The organism is Mitsuaria sp. 7 (genome assembly GCF_001653795.1).
Taxonomy (GTDB): Bacteria; Pseudomonadota; Gammaproteobacteria; order Burkholderiales; family Burkholderiaceae_C; genus Roseateles.
In genome coordinates this window covers 2,720,354-2,734,994 of record NZ_CP011514.1, presented here as the reverse complement: position 1 = coordinate 2,734,994, position 14,641 = coordinate 2,720,354, and the positions used below count along the sequence as shown (strand labels likewise).

Annotated in this window: 11 protein-coding genes; all 11 read left to right on the top strand. The window is 70.5% G+C overall.

Going from position 1 to position 14,641, the window contains the following annotated elements:
* The 11 genes from ABE85_RS12100 to ABE85_RS12050 all read left to right on the top strand — a co-directional run bounded on the left by ABE85_RS12100 (window position 1) and on the right by ABE85_RS12050 (window position 14,593).
* On the top strand, window positions 1–1,935 hold the full coding sequence (locus ABE85_RS12100) for a chorismate-binding protein (RefSeq protein ID WP_067274542.1): 1,935 nt from the start codon (window positions 1–3) through the stop codon (window positions 1,933–1,935).
* Window positions 1,880–4,228, top strand: a complete 2,349-nt coding sequence (locus tag ABE85_RS12095) for a hypothetical protein (protein WP_067274539.1) — start codon at window positions 1,880–1,882, stop codon at window positions 4,226–4,228. Before ABE85_RS12100 ends, ABE85_RS12095 begins: the two co-directional genes overlap by 56 nt.
* Window positions 4,229–4,740: 512 nt before the next feature.
* Window positions 4,741–6,732, top strand: a complete 1,992-nt coding sequence (locus ABE85_RS12090; protein WP_067274537.1) for a DEAD/DEAH box helicase — start codon at window positions 4,741–4,743, stop codon at window positions 6,730–6,732.
* A 33-nt stretch (window positions 6,733–6,765) separates the two neighbouring features.
* The gene (locus ABE85_RS12085) at window positions 6,766–7,521 is read left to right on the top strand and encodes a cold shock and DUF1294 domain-containing protein (RefSeq protein ID WP_067274534.1); all 756 of its coding nucleotides are present in this window, start codon (window positions 6,766–6,768) and stop codon (window positions 7,519–7,521) included.
* Window positions 7,521–8,039 (top strand): GNAT family N-acetyltransferase, encoded by a 519-nt coding sequence (locus tag ABE85_RS12080; RefSeq protein ID WP_067274530.1) that lies wholly within the window; start codon window positions 7,521–7,523, stop codon window positions 8,037–8,039. The genes ABE85_RS12085 and ABE85_RS12080 overlap by 1 nt, the downstream gene beginning before the upstream one ends.
* A 43-nt stretch (window positions 8,040–8,082) precedes the next feature.
* Complete coding sequence (locus ABE85_RS12075; protein ID WP_067274526.1) at window positions 8,083–9,597, top strand: hypothetical protein; 1,515 nt, start codon at window positions 8,083–8,085, stop codon at window positions 9,595–9,597.
* Window positions 9,594–10,307, top strand: coding sequence for a hypothetical protein (locus ABE85_RS12070; protein WP_067274522.1), 714 nt, complete (start codon window positions 9,594–9,596; stop codon window positions 10,305–10,307). The genes ABE85_RS12075 and ABE85_RS12070 overlap by 4 nt, the downstream gene beginning before the upstream one ends.
* Window positions 10,307–13,126: an ATP-binding protein gene (locus tag ABE85_RS12065; protein WP_067274519.1), complete on the top strand. Its 2,820-nt coding sequence runs from the start codon at window positions 10,307–10,309 to the stop codon at window positions 13,124–13,126. Before ABE85_RS12070 ends, ABE85_RS12065 begins: the two co-directional genes overlap by 1 nt.
* A 196-nt stretch (window positions 13,127–13,322) precedes the next feature.
* Window positions 13,323–13,724 (top strand): hypothetical protein, encoded by a 402-nt coding sequence (locus tag ABE85_RS12060; protein ID WP_067274516.1) that lies wholly within the window; start codon window positions 13,323–13,325, stop codon window positions 13,722–13,724.
* A gap of 259 nt (window positions 13,725–13,983) precedes the next feature.
* On the top strand, window positions 13,984–14,280 hold the full coding sequence (locus ABE85_RS12055; protein ID WP_231993289.1) for a type II toxin-antitoxin system RelE/ParE family toxin: 297 nt from the start codon (window positions 13,984–13,986) through the stop codon (window positions 14,278–14,280).
* Window positions 14,273–14,593: a DNA-binding transcriptional regulator gene (locus ABE85_RS12050; protein WP_157522260.1), complete on the top strand. Its 321-nt coding sequence runs from the start codon at window positions 14,273–14,275 to the stop codon at window positions 14,591–14,593. The genes ABE85_RS12055 and ABE85_RS12050 overlap by 8 nt, the downstream gene beginning before the upstream one ends.
* The last annotated feature ends 48 nt before the right edge of the window (window positions 14,594–14,641 follow it).

Sequence of the window (14,641 nt, the reverse complement as noted above, 5' to 3'; positions counted from 1 at the left end):
ATGACCGCCCCGCGCCGCCCCCAGGACCTGTGGGCGGCTTTCGACTTTCCGCGCCATCCGCTGGCGCGCGAGGACGGTGAACGTCTGCGTGGCGCCTTCTTCGCGCCGCCGGCCGAGCGCCTGATCGCGCGCGATCCCGATCGCCTGCGCGCCGTGCTGCGGCTGGCGCATGCCGCCGCCCGCGCGGGCGCCTGGGTGCTGGGCGGCCTGCGCTACGAGGCGGCGGGGGCGCTCGATGCGGTGCTGCGTACGCGGCCGGCGGGCGAGGCGCCGCTGGCGGAATTCCACGTCTGGCACGACGCGCCCGAGGCGTGGCCGGAAGCGCTCGCCGCGCAGGGCGCGTCGCGCGCTCATCCGATGACGGCGTGGCGCGACACGCAGGACGAGTCCGATGAGCAGGCGCAGGTCGAGCGCATCCGCGAGTACATCCGCCAGGGCGATTGCTACCAGGTCAACCTCACGACGCGGCTGGGCGCCGAGGCCCTCGACGGCTTCGACGAGGTGGCCTATTTCTTCGCGTTGCACGCGTCGCAGCCGGGCGGGTTCTCGATGTTCCTGCGGACCGGAGACGGCAGCGGCGATGACATCGCCCGTAGCGCCGTGGCCAGTGTCTCGCCGGAGCTCTTCTTCGACTGGCGCCCGCTGCCGGAGACGCCGCAGGCCAGTCACACCTGGCTGCTGTCGGCGCAGCCGATGAAGGGCACGGCGCCGCGCGGCCGCGACCGCGCCGGCGACGAGGCCGCGCAGGCCCACCTGCGCACCAGCGCCAAGGAGCGCGCCGAGAACCTCATGATCGTGGACCTGCTGCGCAACGACCTGTCGCGCGTCGCGGTGCCGGGCTCGGTGCGCGTGCCGCGGCTGTTCGAGCTGCACGCGCTGCCGACGGTCTGGCAGATGACGTCGACGATAGGCGCGGTCACGCGCGGCGGGCTCGCGCTGGACGACGTGATGACGGCGCTGTTCCCCTGCGGCTCCATCACCGGCGCGCCGAAGAAGCGCGCGATGGAAGTGGTCGACGAGTTGGAGCCGGGGCCGCGCGGGTGGTACTGCGGCGCGCTCGGGCTGCTGCAGCCGGGCGGGGCGGTGACCTTCAACGTGCCGATCCGCACCGTCGAACAGACGGGGCGTGCGCTGCGATGCGGCGTGGGCAGCGGCATCACCCTGGACTCGCAGCCGCGCGACGAGATCGATGAATGGCGCGCGAAGGTCCGCTTCCTGACACGCGCGCTGGCGCCCGTCGAGGCCCTGGAGACGATGCGGCTGGAGGACGGGGAGTTCGCCCGGGACGGCCGGCATCTGACGCGCATGCAGCGCACGGCGCGGCACTTCGGGCTCACGTGGTCGGCGGACGCGGCGAAGGCGCGCCTCGTCGACATCGCGCGGCGCCATCCGCAGGGCGCGTGGCGGGTCCGGCTCACCCTGGCCCGCGACGGCACCTTCAACGACATGGTGCAGGCCCTGCCGGCACCGACCGACAGGCCGGAGCCGCTGACCGTGGCCCTGGCCCGGACGCCCATCGACACGCGCGGTCCGGCGGCGGAATTCATCCAGCACAAGACGACGCGCCGCGAGGTGTACCAGGCCTTCCTGGACGCCAAGCCGGCGGACTGTTTCGACGTGCTGCTGTTCAACCGGGACGGGGAGCTCACGGAGGGCTGCCTGACCAATCTCGCGCTGCAACGGGCGCCGGACGGGCCGTGGCTGACGCCGCGCGCCGAGGCCGGCCTGCTGCCCGGCACGCTGCGCGAGGAATTGCTGGAACAGGGTCGGCTGCGCGAGGCGCGGCTGACCCTGGACGATCTGCGGCGGGCGCATGCGCTCGCCATCTTCAACGGTGTCCGCGGCTGGCGTGAAGTGCGGCTGCGACACGAGGACTCCCATGACGACGACTTCCCAACGACGCCGCCCCGCGGCGCGCAAGACCAAGGCGGGTGATGCCACGGCCGTGCCGGCCGCGACCGACGTGGTCGTGGACCCGGTGATCGAGCCGGTGGCCGACGCTGCAGCTGCCCCGACGGACGCGGCACCGAGGCCCGCGCGAAAGCGCACCCCCCGTGCCAAGGCGACTGACGTTGCGCCTGAGGCCGCGGCCCCTGTCGAGCCCACGGCGGTCGCCGATGCGCCCGCCGGCGACGACGCTGCCACCGCCACCGCCATCGCCGCCGCCATCGTTATCGAAGCTGACGCCGACGCACCGGCGAAGAAGCGGTCGTCGCGCAAACGCGGCGCCGCGCCCAAGGCGGCGGTCGTCGAAGCGACCGAGGCCGCGGTGGACCTCGTCGAGGTCGACGAGTTTGCGGAGGCCCCCGTGCCTCCGGCGGAGTCCGTGATCGCGGTCGACGAGGACTCCGTCGACTCCGTGCCCGCCCGCAAGGGGCGCCGCAACCCCAAGCCCGAGCCGGTCGTCGAGGAAGTGCCGCCCGAGCCGCCGCGTTTCACGCTCGGCCCGCGCGAGGACGACGGCGTGTTCGGCGACTACGAGCTGCGCGACGGCGAGACCGGCGGCACCTTCCACGTCCGCCTGCTGGGACGCAAGACCTGGCGCTGCGACTGCGCGGACTATCGCGATCAAGGCGCGTGCGAGCACGGCGGCGAGTTGCTGTCGCTGTTCGACGGGCACCAGCACGCGGCGCTCGATGCCGGCTGGCCGGCGCGCGAAGCCGAGGTCTGGCTCGTGCCCGGCGATGAACGCGAGCTGCAGTGGGTCTGCGGCCGCGAGGTGCCGCAGCGTCTGCGCGATCAGGCGGGTCTGGACGATCAACGACGCCGCCGCGCCGAGGGCGGCCACGCGTGGCTGCAACAGGTCTTGAGCGACGCCCGCGCGCTGGGCGTCGTGATGCGCGTCGATGCGCCGGTGTGGCCGCAGCTGGCCTGCGGACGGGATGCGCAGGCGCGCGTGTCGCGCCTCGAAACGCTGATGGCCGACGGCGCCGCGATGCGCGCGCTGCTGCGGGATGAGCTGCCGAGCCATGCCTGGGAGGCCGCGCTGTTTGCCGTCTGCGCCGGCCGCGCATTGATCTCGGACGACCTCGGGCTCGGCCAGCGCGGCGCCGCCATCGCCGCGATCCAGCTCTGGGCGACGCTCTTCGGCGTGAAGCCCGCCGTCGTCATCGCGCCCGAGGCGGCGCATGCCGCCTGGCAGCGCGATCTGAAGCGCTGGCTCGGCGACGACGCGAAGTCCGTGACCGTGACGGCGACGCCGCCGGCGAAGCCGCAGCCCGCGCTGCTGATCGTCGACGGCATCGAATTGATGGGCGCGGATCGCCTGGCCGCGCTGCGCGCGCTGCCGGCCGCCCAGCTGCTGCTGATCGCGCACGAGGAACCGCTCGGTGACGCCCGTCTGGGCGAATGGGTCGACTGGCTCGACGACATGCGTCGCGGCCCGCTGTCCGATCTGAGGGTGCTGCCCGACGACGCCGGCAAGAAGGTCAGGCGCGATGCGCTGGAGCCGGTGCTGCTGTCGCGTCGCAAGCGCGAGCTGGAGGAGCAGATGCCCGCGGCGCTGCTGACGCCGCTGTGGCTGGACGGCGCGGGCTCGAGCGGCAGCAGCCTGCCGGCCGCACCGCTGAAGCAGCTCCGCCAACTGGTCGAACGCTGGACGGCGCTGCGTTTCCTGTCGAGCGCCGACCAGCAGCAGTTGCTGGAGGCCCTCGCGCTGCTGCCCCCCACCTCGCGCCAGGCGCTGGCCGCGAAGGCGGAGGCGGTGCTCGCGCTGCGTCGCGAGTGGATCCAGGCCACCGTGCCGGCCGCCGCGCGCCTGGTGATCTGCGCGCGCTCGGAGACGCTGCTGGACAGCCTGGCGATGTCCCCGCAGCTGCGTCGCCTGCCGCCGCAGCGGCTGCGCGCCGGTGATACGGGCGCGGTCCGCGAGGCGGTGCTGTCGGCCTGGCGTGGCGCCGAGGCCGGCGTGCTGCTGGCCAGCGATGACGCGCTCGGCAGCCTGGACGAAGGCGAGCTCGCGGGTGATCGCCTCGCCCTCGTCCATGCGGACCTGCCGTGGCAGCCCGCCGTCCTGGCGCGACGCGTCGAGGCGACCTGCGGCGGCGACGCCTGCGGCGTGCCGTCGGCGCTGCTGCTGATAGAGGACTCGCTCGACACGGCCGTGCTGCGCGCGCAGCGCGATGGGGTGGTGTTCCCGGATTGGCTGGACAGCGCGCCCGCCTGGTTGGACGTCGCTCAACTCGACGCGTTGATGGCGGTGCTTCCGACGCTGCTCGAAGGGCTGTAAAGGTCGTTCGACCTCGATCTCGACCTCGGCGGCGACGGCCGTCGCCGCCTCTCCAGCGCGCGCTGCAATGATCTGCTAGGTGAAAACCCCGAACGCTGTTATAGTCGTGGGCTTCACCGCTTCTGGCGGTGCTTCGTACGTCTCCTCTGACCTCTTGCAGACCGCTGCGCCGGGCATCCGAACGGACTCCCACGCAGGCTCCGGCTCTCCGCCGAAGCTGTTTCCCGCCACGGGGAGCGCGCACTGCATGCCCTCGGGTTCGGTCGGCGGCGATGCCGTCGCTTTGACTGTTCCCCGGCGCCTCACCAGGCCCTTCATGCCGACCACGGCGGTTGTTCTGCAACCGCGCCGTGCATGTGTCTTTCTTTCCTGGTGATCGACGCGAGCTTTCTCCCAGCGACATCACGGTTCAGCCGCGATCACATCGATCCTGCGCGGCGACCAGGCGCTCCGGCGCGGACTCCGTTTCGACGGCGTCGGCCCGGCTGTGCACCTTTGGAATGCAAAGACAGATGAGTTTCGACCACGACAAGAACGCCGACGCCCAGACCCTGGACACCAACGAGACCAACGAGACCAACGAGACGCTGAACGGCGAACTCGACCTGGCCATCGAGGCCGGCGAACTCGGCGCCGACGCGCCGACCACGGGCACCCCGTTCTCGGCCCTGGGCCTGCACGACGCGCTGCTGCGCGCCGTCAAGGACTCCGGCTACGAGAACACCACCGAAGTGCAGGCGCAGGCGATCCCGCCGGCGCTCGACGGCAAGGACCTGATGGTCTCGTCGCGCACCGGTTCGGGCAAGACCGCCTCGTTCATCCTGCCGGCGCTGCAGCAGGTGCTGAACGCGCGTGCCGAGCGCACCGCCGCCAACAACAAGACCCGGACCGTCGGCCCGCGCGTGCTGGTGCTGGCCCCGACCCGTGAACTGGCGATGCAGGTCGCCAAGTCCGCGATGACCTACGGCCGTCACATCCAGGGCCTGCGCGTCGCCACCGTGCTGGGCGGCATGCCCTACGCGCAGCAGCTGCGCGCGCTGAGCGGCCCGCTGGACGTCCTGATCGCGACCCCGGGTCGCCTGCTGGACCACATAAACAGCGGCCGCTGCAAGCTGGACAACGTGACGATGTTCGTCCTGGACGAAGCCGACCGCATGCTGGACATGGGCTTCATCGACGACATCAACTTCGTCGCCCAGCAGATCCCGGCCGAGCGCCAGACGCTGATGTACAGCGCGACCTTCGCCGGCAACACCGGCCGCCTGGCCTCGCAGCTGATGCGCGACCCGCAGCGCATCGACGTGTCGGGCCACACCGACTCGCACGAGAACATCGAGCAGCGCCTGCACTGGGCCGACAACGGCCAGCACAAGCGCAAGCTGCTGGAACACATCCTGGGTCTGCGTGACGTCGACCAGGCCGTGGTCTTCACCAGCACCCAGCAGGACACCGAGTGGCTGGCCGAACAGCTGGAGGCCATCGGCCACCGCGTCGCCGCGCTGCACGGCGGCATGCCGCAAGGCAAGCGCACCCGCACGCTGATGGCCCTGCGCCGTCGCGACCTGCGCGTGCTGGTCGCCACCGACGTGGCCGCCCGCGGCATCGACGTGCCGACGATCTCGCACGTCATCAACTTCGGCCTGCCGATGAAGGCGGAGGACTATGTCCACCGCATCGGCCGCACCGGCCGTGCCGGCCGCTCCGGCATCGCGGTGACGCTGGCCGAGCGTGGCGACATCTCGATGATCAAGCGCATCCAGCAGTTCACGACGCAGCCGATCCCGGTCTCGCGCATCGAAGGCCTGGAGCCGCGCAACGAAGAGCCGAAGATCTACCCGTCGCGTCCCGGTTTCGACCGCGGCGATCGCGGCGGTGACCGTGGCGGCTTCGGCGGCAATCGCGGCGGCTACGGTGGCAACCGTGGCGGCTTCGGCGGCAACCGTCCGCAAGGCGGCGGCTACCGTGGCAACGACAACCGCTTCGACAACAGCGCCCGCTTCGAGCGTCCGGAAGGCCAAGGCCGTCCCCCGTTCGGCGAGCGCCGTGAAGGCGGTCAGGGCGGCCCCGGCGGTTTCGGTGGCGGCCAGCGCTTCGAGCATCGCAACGAGCGCCCGCAAGGCGACCGTCCGTTCGGCGACCGTCCGCAAGGCGACCGTCCGCGTTTCGGTGATCGTCCGCAAGGCGGTCAAGGCTTCGGCGGCGCACCGCGCAGCTACGGCGATCGTCCGCAGCGCGACTTCAACGCGCCGCGCGACGGTGGTCATGGCGGCAACGGCGGTGGTTTCGACCAGCGTCGTCCGGATCCGCGTTTCGACCGTTCGGCCGACAACAACGACCGCTACGCACCGCGTGCCGAGCGTCCGGCCTTCAACAAGGGCGACGACAACCGTTTCGAAGGCCGTCCGGCCAAGCCGGCGTTCAGCAAGGGCCCGCGTCCGCAAGGCGGCGACGACCGCGGCGACCGCGGTGGTTTCGTGCCGCGCAAGGGCCCGCGCAAGTTCTGAGCCTCTGGCTCGGTGGACGAGGGGCGCTGAGGGATGCGCGTCGAGGGTCGGATCGTCCAGTGGGATGACGCGAAGGGCTACGGCTTCATCGCGCCGTCCGACGGCGGACCGAAACGCTTCGCGCACATCAGCGCCTTCGGCCTGCGCGCCCGCCGACCCTTCGTCGGCGAGCGCGTCGACTACGAGCCCGGAACCGATGCGCAGGGCAAAGCCCGCGCGCTGAAGGTCCGGAGCCTCGAGCCCAAGCCGGCGCCCGCCGGCCCCGCGCCCCGGCGCGGTCCGTCGTCCGGTGCTGCCGACGCGGCCCGCTCCGGTACGCGATCCAAGCCCGCGCCGTCCGCGCGCGGCGCTTCCGCTTCTTCCTCCCCCAAGACTTCTTCGGCCGACACCGGCGCTTCGTTGTGGCTGGTGCCAGGTTTTGCCTCGCTGGTGCTGTTGACGCATCTCGCGTGGCCGTTGCCGCGGGGCTTGTGGGGCGTCTATGTCGCGATGAGCTTCGCGACCTTCATCGTCTACGCGCTGGACAAGCGCGCGGCGCGACTGGGCCAGTGGCGCGTCAAGGAATCGACGCTGCATGTCCTGGCGCTGCTGTGCGGCTGGCCCGGCGCCTTGCTGGCACAGCACTTGCTGCGGCACAAGAGCGCCAAGCCGGCTTTCCGGCGGGTGTTCTGGTTGAGCGTCGCGCTCAACATCCTGGCCTTCGTCTGTCTCTTTACGCCGCTGCTGACGCCGTTCTTCTCGGGTTTCTCCGACCACTGGAACGCGCGATCGGCCGGCTCATCCGTCTGATGCTGCAGTTGAAAGTGATTGGCACGGAGGACGTCCCGCACGTCCTCGCGTTGCAGGCCCAGTGCTACGGGCCCGAGTTCCTGGAAAGCGCCGAGGCCTTCGTGGCCAAGCTGAACGCGGCGCGCCATCTCCACTGTTCCTATCTGGCCGTCGAGGCCGGCGAGCCGCTGGCCTACGTCGTCAGCCTGCCGGTCGACGACGGGCAGTTGCCGGCGCTCGACGCGCCGTCGATCGCACCGGCGCGCGCCCCTCGCACGCTGTACCTGCATGACCTCGCGGTCTCACCGGCGGGGCGGGCGAAGCGCCTGGGCCACAAGCTGGTGCAGCAGGTGGTGCATCGCGCCCAGGACATGGGCCTGACGCAGGTCGCGCTGGTCGCGGTGCAGGGCTCGCGGGCGTACTGGGAGCGCCATGGCTTCGCGGCGTCCGAGGCGCCGCTGAGCGCCGCGCTCATCGAGAAACTCGCCAGCTTCGGCTCCGGGGCAACCCTGATGCGCAGGTCCCTGACACCCGTGTGACGGCGGGCCGGGAAGGGGTCTTCGAGGGGCGATAATCCCCTTCATGACAGTGACCCCGGGAGGCGTGGACGACGCTCTGCGCGACGATCTCCCCGACCCCTCTTTCGAAGACCATTTCCGCGAAGGTCAGCTCCCGCAGGACTCGCTCCTGTGGTGGCAGCTGGACCGCAACGAGGCCCTGCTGAGCGCGCAGCGCGCGCTGTTCCACGGCCCGGCCACGCTGGTGCGGCTGCGCGTGTGGGTGTTCATCGAGCTGATGAGCCTGCCGCAGTCGCGGCTTTCCCGCGACGACCTGAACCGCCACTTCCACGTGCTGCGCGACGAGGCGCTGGAGCTCGTGCTCAAGCGCCTGCGCGACGCGCAGCTGCTGGCCTGGGATGCGTCCAACCAGCAGTACGGCGTGACGCCGCTCGCGCAGCAGTTGATGGCGATGGTGTCGCCGCTGACGCAAGGGCAGGCCGCGGACGAGGACGGCGACCTGGCCGGCCTGCTGGCCAACGTGGCCGGCGCGCAGCAACTCGGCACGCTGGAGCCGGCGCAGCTGCAGCATCTGCTGGCGCAGCTCTCGCGGCTCTACAACGAGTTCGCCGACGCGATCGCGTCCGGCTCCGAGTTCCACCTGCGCCGCGCGCGCATGCGCTTCGAGCGCGCGCTCAAGCTGGTCGAGCGCGCCAGCGAGGCGCTCTCCGCGATCATCCGCCAGGCGGAGGACGACGGGAACGCGCGTCTGGAGCGGCTCGCGCGCGAGCTCGGCCTGGCGCAGGCGCGGCTGCTCGCGATGGCGAGCCAGTTCAACCGCGCGCTGCAGCAGGCCGACCGCCAGCGCGTCACGCTGGGTTCCACCGGCATCACGACGACGGACGTGCGGCGCTGGCTGCAGGATGTCCCCTTCCTGGAAAACCTCGCGCTGGGCGCGCTGTCGCGGCCGGTGCATCCGGTCTTCGTCGCGCAGCATGAGCTGCTGGACGGCTGCGAGGCCGAGTTCGAACGCGACCGTCCGGTGCCGCCGACGCCCGAGCCGCTGCCCAGCGGCCTGGCCGCGCCCGAGGGCGAGCTCGCCGTGATGAGCCTGCCGCCCGAGATGAACCAGCTGCAGGCGCTGCTGGGCCTGTGGACTGGCGACAGCGTGCAGACGAACGACCTGCGGCCGGCGGTGCTCGGCGGCAGCTACGCCCGTGCGGCCTACCGCGCGCAGCTGCTGCCGCTGCTCGGCGACGTGCAGGCGCAGCATCTGGCCGGCGCGACCGGCGACATGGCGCGCCAGCCGTGGCGCGTGCGCTGGTCCGCGCAGCAGGGCGAGATCGACGACGAGTACGTCCGCTGGATGAGCCAGGGCGTGCTGCACTCGACCGGGGTCGAGCCGCCGGTCGAGCCCGAGCCTGAACCCAAGTGGCGCCCGCCCGAGCCGGCCGAGCCCAAGCGCGGTCGCCGCAAGGCCGTGGCCGCTCCCGATTCCTCCGAATCTCCCGCATCGATCGCCGACGCGACGCCGTCTCCGGACGCGCAGAGCCCGGCGGCGATCGATGCCGACACGCCTTCCCAGGCTTCCCAGGCATGAGCAATCAACTCGACGACGCCGCCCAGCTGGCGGCTCAACTGCTGGCGCGCCGCTGGCTGCCGCGCAACCAGCCGCTGGTGCGCCGCGCGCTGATCGACCAGGAACTCTGGCGCGCGGTCAACGAGCGCGTGGCCGCCGTCGGCCTGCGCGTCGTGGACAACGTCTACGCGGACCACATCACGCTGGCGATGCTGCGCCCGGCCGAGGTCGCCGTGTTCGGCGAGACCGGCCTGGCGTCCAACAACAACCTCGACCTGCCGCGCGACGGCGTGGCGCTGCTGGTGGTGGTGTGGTCGCTGATCGTGCTGCCCAAGCGCCAGCGCCAGCTCGCGCGCGCCGAGGAGGCCGCGGAAGGGCAGGGCGAGATGTTCTCCAAGGACAAGCCGCTGCCCAGCGCCGCGAGCAGCGCGCCCACGCTGTCCTACCGCAGCCTGCTGGCCGACTTCGGCAACCAGCTGGGCAAGAAGATGCGCCTGGATTCCAACCTCAAGCTGCTCGAGCGCCAGGGCTTCATCACCCGCAAGGGCGAGGACATCTGCGAAGGCCCGCTGCTGGACCTGCTGCTCGACTACGACACGCTGGCCCCGCGCATCCTGGACGGGGCGCTGGCCGACGTGCTCGCGCGCAGCACCGACGGCGAAGCCGGCCCGATGCTCACCGCCATCCTGGCCGCCCGCCACAACGAAGAATCCGATCTGAGCGACGCCTGATGTTTCACCTGCAATCCCTGGAACTGCTGCACTGGGACTACTGCCGCCGCGTGTCGATGCCGCTGGACGGCAACATCATCACCATCGCCGGGCCCAACGGCTCGGGCAAGACGACGCTGCTCGACGCGATGCGCACGCTGCTGGGCCTGGAGTGCTCCGGCGGCCGGACCTACAAGACCTACGCCCGTCACGCCAACGCCGAGCACGCCTGGCTGCGCGCGCTGGTGGACAACCGTCCGCGCAACCGCCAGAACAGCAGCCGGCCGTTCGCGAGCTCGCTGCTGTATTCGGACCAGGTGACGCTGGCCTGCCGCATCTCGCGCCAGGGCGGCGACTGGGTGCGCCGCTACACGCTGGTCGACGGCGTGCAGGAGATCGAGGAGCTCGACACCAAGACCGACAAGGACTGGCTGGGCATCGAGGCCTGGAAGAAGCGCCTGGAAGCCGCCGGCCTGACGCGCGCGATCGGCCGCGTGCTGGCGCTGGAGCAGGGGCAGACGGACCGGCTCTGCGAACTGTCGCCCAAGGAGCTGCTGCGCCTGGTGTTCGAGGTCTTCGGCGACCAGGAGGTGCTGGACCGCTACGAGCTCGCGCGCAACCACCAGCAGCAGCTGCTCAAGGAAGTCGACCAGTCGACGCATGAGCTGTCGCACGCGCAGGCGCAGCTGTCGGACCTGGCCAACCGCGTCAACAGCTACCAGCAGGTCCAGCTGCGCGTGAAGGAGCGCGAACGGCTCTCGACCGAGGTCGTGCCCGTGATGCAGTGGAGCGAGCAGCGCCAGCGCACCGCGCAGCAGCTGCGCGAGCTGCACCGGCAGCGGCTCTTCGCGCGTTCCGACGAACGCGGCATCAGCGACAAGCGCGCGCATCTGCTGGCGCTGTTCAAGGCGCAGGAAGCGGCCAGGGACAAGCTGTCCGATCTGGAGACGCAGCGAAAGGAAGCACGCCAGGCCTTCGAGGCGGCGCGTGACGGCGAGCGGCCGATGGAGCAGCTCGCCAAGCGCGAGGAGGACCTGAAGGCGCTCGCCGCGGTCGAGACCGACGGCGCGGCGCTGACCGCGAAGCTGGAGGAGCTCGGCACGCGCCAGCACCAGCTTCGCGAGAGCTTCACGCGCCAGAACGACCAGCAGCGCAAGGCGCAGGCGGCGATGGACGAGCTGACCGGACAGCGGCTGCCGCCGCCGCCGGTCGAGGTCACGCGCTTCCGCAAGGCGCTGGACGAGGCGGGCATCGCGCATCACGTGCTGGCCGACGCGATCGACATCGCCGACGACCAGTGGCGCGCCGCGGCCGAGGGCTTCCTGCGGCCGTCGCGCTGGGTCGTGGTGCTCGCGCATTCGAGCGACGAGGGCCAGGCCTACCGCCTGGCATCCCGCGAGCGCTACCGGCACTACGTCGTGGCCGACGGCGAGTTCGCGCCGACGGTGAGCCCGAAGGACAGCCTGATGTCCGTGCTCAAGTTCAACGCGAAGGCGCCGGCCTGGCTGCTTCGGCAGCTGGCGTCCATCCGCTGCGTCGCGGACACCGACAAGGGCGCGCAGTCCGGCGGCGAATGGATCACGCCGGAGGCCTACTACCGAGACGGCCGCGGCGGCCGCAGCCTGTGGGTCGAGCCGCGCGAGTACCAGTTCGGCGACTCCGCGCTGGACACGCGCCGTGCCTCGCTCGACAAGGAGCTGACGCGCTACGACCTGGAGCTGTCCAAGCTCGCCAAGGAGCAGCTCGAGATCGAGCGCCAGCTCAAGGACGCGCAGCGCGCGGCGCAGGGCCACAAGGCGGCGCAGGAACTGGTGGAACGCTCCGAGGAATTCGCCGAGGCGCGAGCGCGCCTGCCGGGCCTGCGCCAGTCGCGGATCGAGGCGGCGACGCGCATGGGCGCGCTCGACCAGGAGCACGACCGCACGGTGGCGGCGGCGTCGCGCACCGAGCGCGACTACGAAGGCGCGCAGGCCAGCCTGAAGGCCAGCGAGGACAACGTGTCGCGCGCCGAGCGCGACTGGGCGACCCGGCGCAACGATCTGATCGCCACGGCGAAGGCCTCGCGCGAGGCCCGGGCGAAGTTCCCCGCGGCCTGGGTGCATCCGATGCGCCTGAGCGCATTGCGCGATGAATTCGAGAACGCCAAGCAGGCGGAGATCGCCTCGCGCCACGTGCAGCAGGAGCTCGACACCGGCGTGTGGGAGACCGATCCCGGCGTGCAGGACCGCCATGCGCGGATGCAGATGGCGGTGCTGGAGCAGACCACGCAGCTCGACGACCGCCGCGCGAGCAACGAGATGGCGCGCATCGCCGCGTTCAACGCGCGCGAGCGCTACATCGACGTGCTGCGCGCGACGGTGCGGCGCTACCGCAAGAACGTGCAGGAGCTGGGCGAGCTCGCCGGCGTGCATGCGCAGGCCGAGCTGCCGCACCTGGACAACGACGACACGGTGCTGGCGCAGGCTGGGTTGCATGTGAAGTTCAACTTCGACGGCAAGGGCGAGGTCGGCATGAACGACGGCGAGGCCTCAGGCGGACAGCAGGTGCTCAAGAGCCTGATCCTGCTGGTCGGACTGATGAAGGACGACGACGCGCCCGGCGGCTTCGTCTTCATCGACGAGCCCTTCGCCCACCTGGACGTGCGCAACATCCAGCTGGTCGGCCACTTCCTGAAGAGCACGCGGGCGCAGTACCTGCTGACGACGCCGATCACGCACAACGTCGAGGTGTTCGAGCCCTCGGAGATCACGCTGGTCACCAGCAAGAAGCCGCGCGGCGAACGCTGGGCGCCGCCGATCGCGGTGCTGGCGCGGCGGCCGGAGAAGTCGGTCTACGACTGAGGTCGACTGACATCCGTACCGAGAACTCCAGGGCGGGTGAGGCGACTCACTCGCCCTCGCCACTTCTGGAGTTCTCATGTTTCCCCCACCGATCCAATCGTCGAACACCGGTGCCGTCGGCCCGTCGACGACAGGCCGATTCGCAGATCCCGCTTACCGTGCCCTGGTACGCGATCAGGCTCGCCGACTGAAAGACATGAGCGCCCTGCCTGAGCAGGGGGAACTTCCAGCTGTCCTCCTGTTGCGCCACATGGAGGACATGCAGCACGAATGGCAGCGCGCATCCCAATTGGGCTTCAGACTGGAGGACGAGGACCTGAGGGGTTTCAGGCGGCAGTACCAGCACTTGAACGTCCACGATGTGCCGGCGCTCGGCAAGGTGGCACTCGCTGCCTACGGCCTGACGGAGAGCATGGCCAGGGCCATGGACGAGCGGCTGCCCCCGAACGAGCGTTTGAACGTCGAATGGTCGCCTCGAGAAGCCGTGTACGGCGTTCGTCTAGCCCGCGGTGCCATTTTGTTCGTCCGTGGTCCGGGCGGGACCGTTCAGCCCCAGGACACACGGATCCTGCAGTTCCAGCGGGATCCCCCGCGCTGATTCCCGGCGCTATCCGTAGATCCATGGACGCCACCAAAGCCGCGCGATAGCGCGGCTTTTCTTTTGCGGTCGCCGGGCCGTTGACACCCCCATCGGAGGGCCGCCTTCAGGACGAGACGCGATCAGGCAAAGACTGGCACTCAGGGCGTGTGATCACGATGCGAGGGTTGGCGCGTGTCGAATGCCGTCTATCTGATCGAAGGCTTTCAACGCTGGATGCGCAAGCAGGCGTTGGAAAGACAGCGACCTGTGCCGCGCTGTGGCTGAAATGGAACGCGGCCTCATCGATGCAAATCTCGGTAGTGGACTCTTCAAGAAGCGGATCGGACGATCCGGTGCCGGAAAGCGCGCCGGCTATCGCGTGATCGTCGCAAGCCGACCTGGAGGACCTTGGTTCTTCATCGAGGGCTACGCCAAGAACAAACGGGAGACGGTCGACGCGGAGACCATGGACGCGTGCCGTGAACTGGCGTCAGCCTTGACTCGAAAGTCCGCCCGTGAGCTGTCCGATTCGGTCGAGAGGAACAATCTGAAGGAGTTGAAGTGTGATGCGTAAACGGAAGTCCGAAACGATTGAACGACTGCTGCGCTTGAGTCGTGAGCTTCATGGCTGCGGGACATTCAACGATGAAGATCTGAGTGCCATGGAACGCGTGGGCATGGACCCGCCTCATCCCCTCAAGACGGAGGATTTCCGCGCCATTCGCGAGCAGTCCACGTACAGCGTGTACACGCTGGCGCGCATTCTGAATACGTCGGCGCGCCAGTTCCGACGGTGGGAGCAGGGGCTGGGCAAGGGGCCGCAAGGCCCTGAGTTGCGACTGCTCCGGATGGTGCGCGACCGCGGGCTCGAAGCCGTCTTCCCATGAACGAAGGCCCGGGCGTGCCCGGGCCTGTCGCGTGAAGCCGCGTGTGAG

Excerpts from the sequence above, each read along its gene's own strand:
- ABE85_RS12100 (WP_067274542.1), top strand. The coding sequence starts at position 1 with ATGACCGCCCCGCGCCGCCCCCAGGACCTGTGGGCGGCTTTCGACTTT.
- ABE85_RS12095 (WP_067274539.1), top strand. The coding sequence starts at position 1,880 with ATGACGACGACTTCCCAACGACGCCGCCCCGCGGCGCGCAAGACCAAG.
- ABE85_RS12090 (WP_067274537.1), top strand. The coding sequence starts at position 4,741 with ATGAGTTTCGACCACGACAAGAACGCCGACGCCCAGACCCTGGACACC.
- ABE85_RS12085 (WP_067274534.1), top strand. The coding sequence starts at position 6,766 with ATGCGCGTCGAGGGTCGGATCGTCCAGTGGGATGACGCGAAGGGCTAC.
- ABE85_RS12080 (WP_067274530.1), top strand. The coding sequence starts at position 7,521 with ATGCTGCAGTTGAAAGTGATTGGCACGGAGGACGTCCCGCACGTCCTC.
- ABE85_RS12075 (WP_067274526.1), top strand. The coding sequence starts at position 8,083 with ATGACAGTGACCCCGGGAGGCGTGGACGACGCTCTGCGCGACGATCTC.
- ABE85_RS12070 (WP_067274522.1), top strand. The coding sequence starts at position 9,594 with ATGAGCAATCAACTCGACGACGCCGCCCAGCTGGCGGCTCAACTGCTG.
- ABE85_RS12065 (WP_067274519.1), top strand. The coding sequence starts at position 10,307 with ATGTTTCACCTGCAATCCCTGGAACTGCTGCACTGGGACTACTGCCGC.
- ABE85_RS12060 (WP_067274516.1), top strand. The coding sequence starts at position 13,323 with ATGAGCGCCCTGCCTGAGCAGGGGGAACTTCCAGCTGTCCTCCTGTTG.
- ABE85_RS12050 (WP_157522260.1), top strand. The coding sequence starts at position 14,273 with ATGCGTAAACGGAAGTCCGAAACGATTGAACGACTGCTGCGCTTGAGT.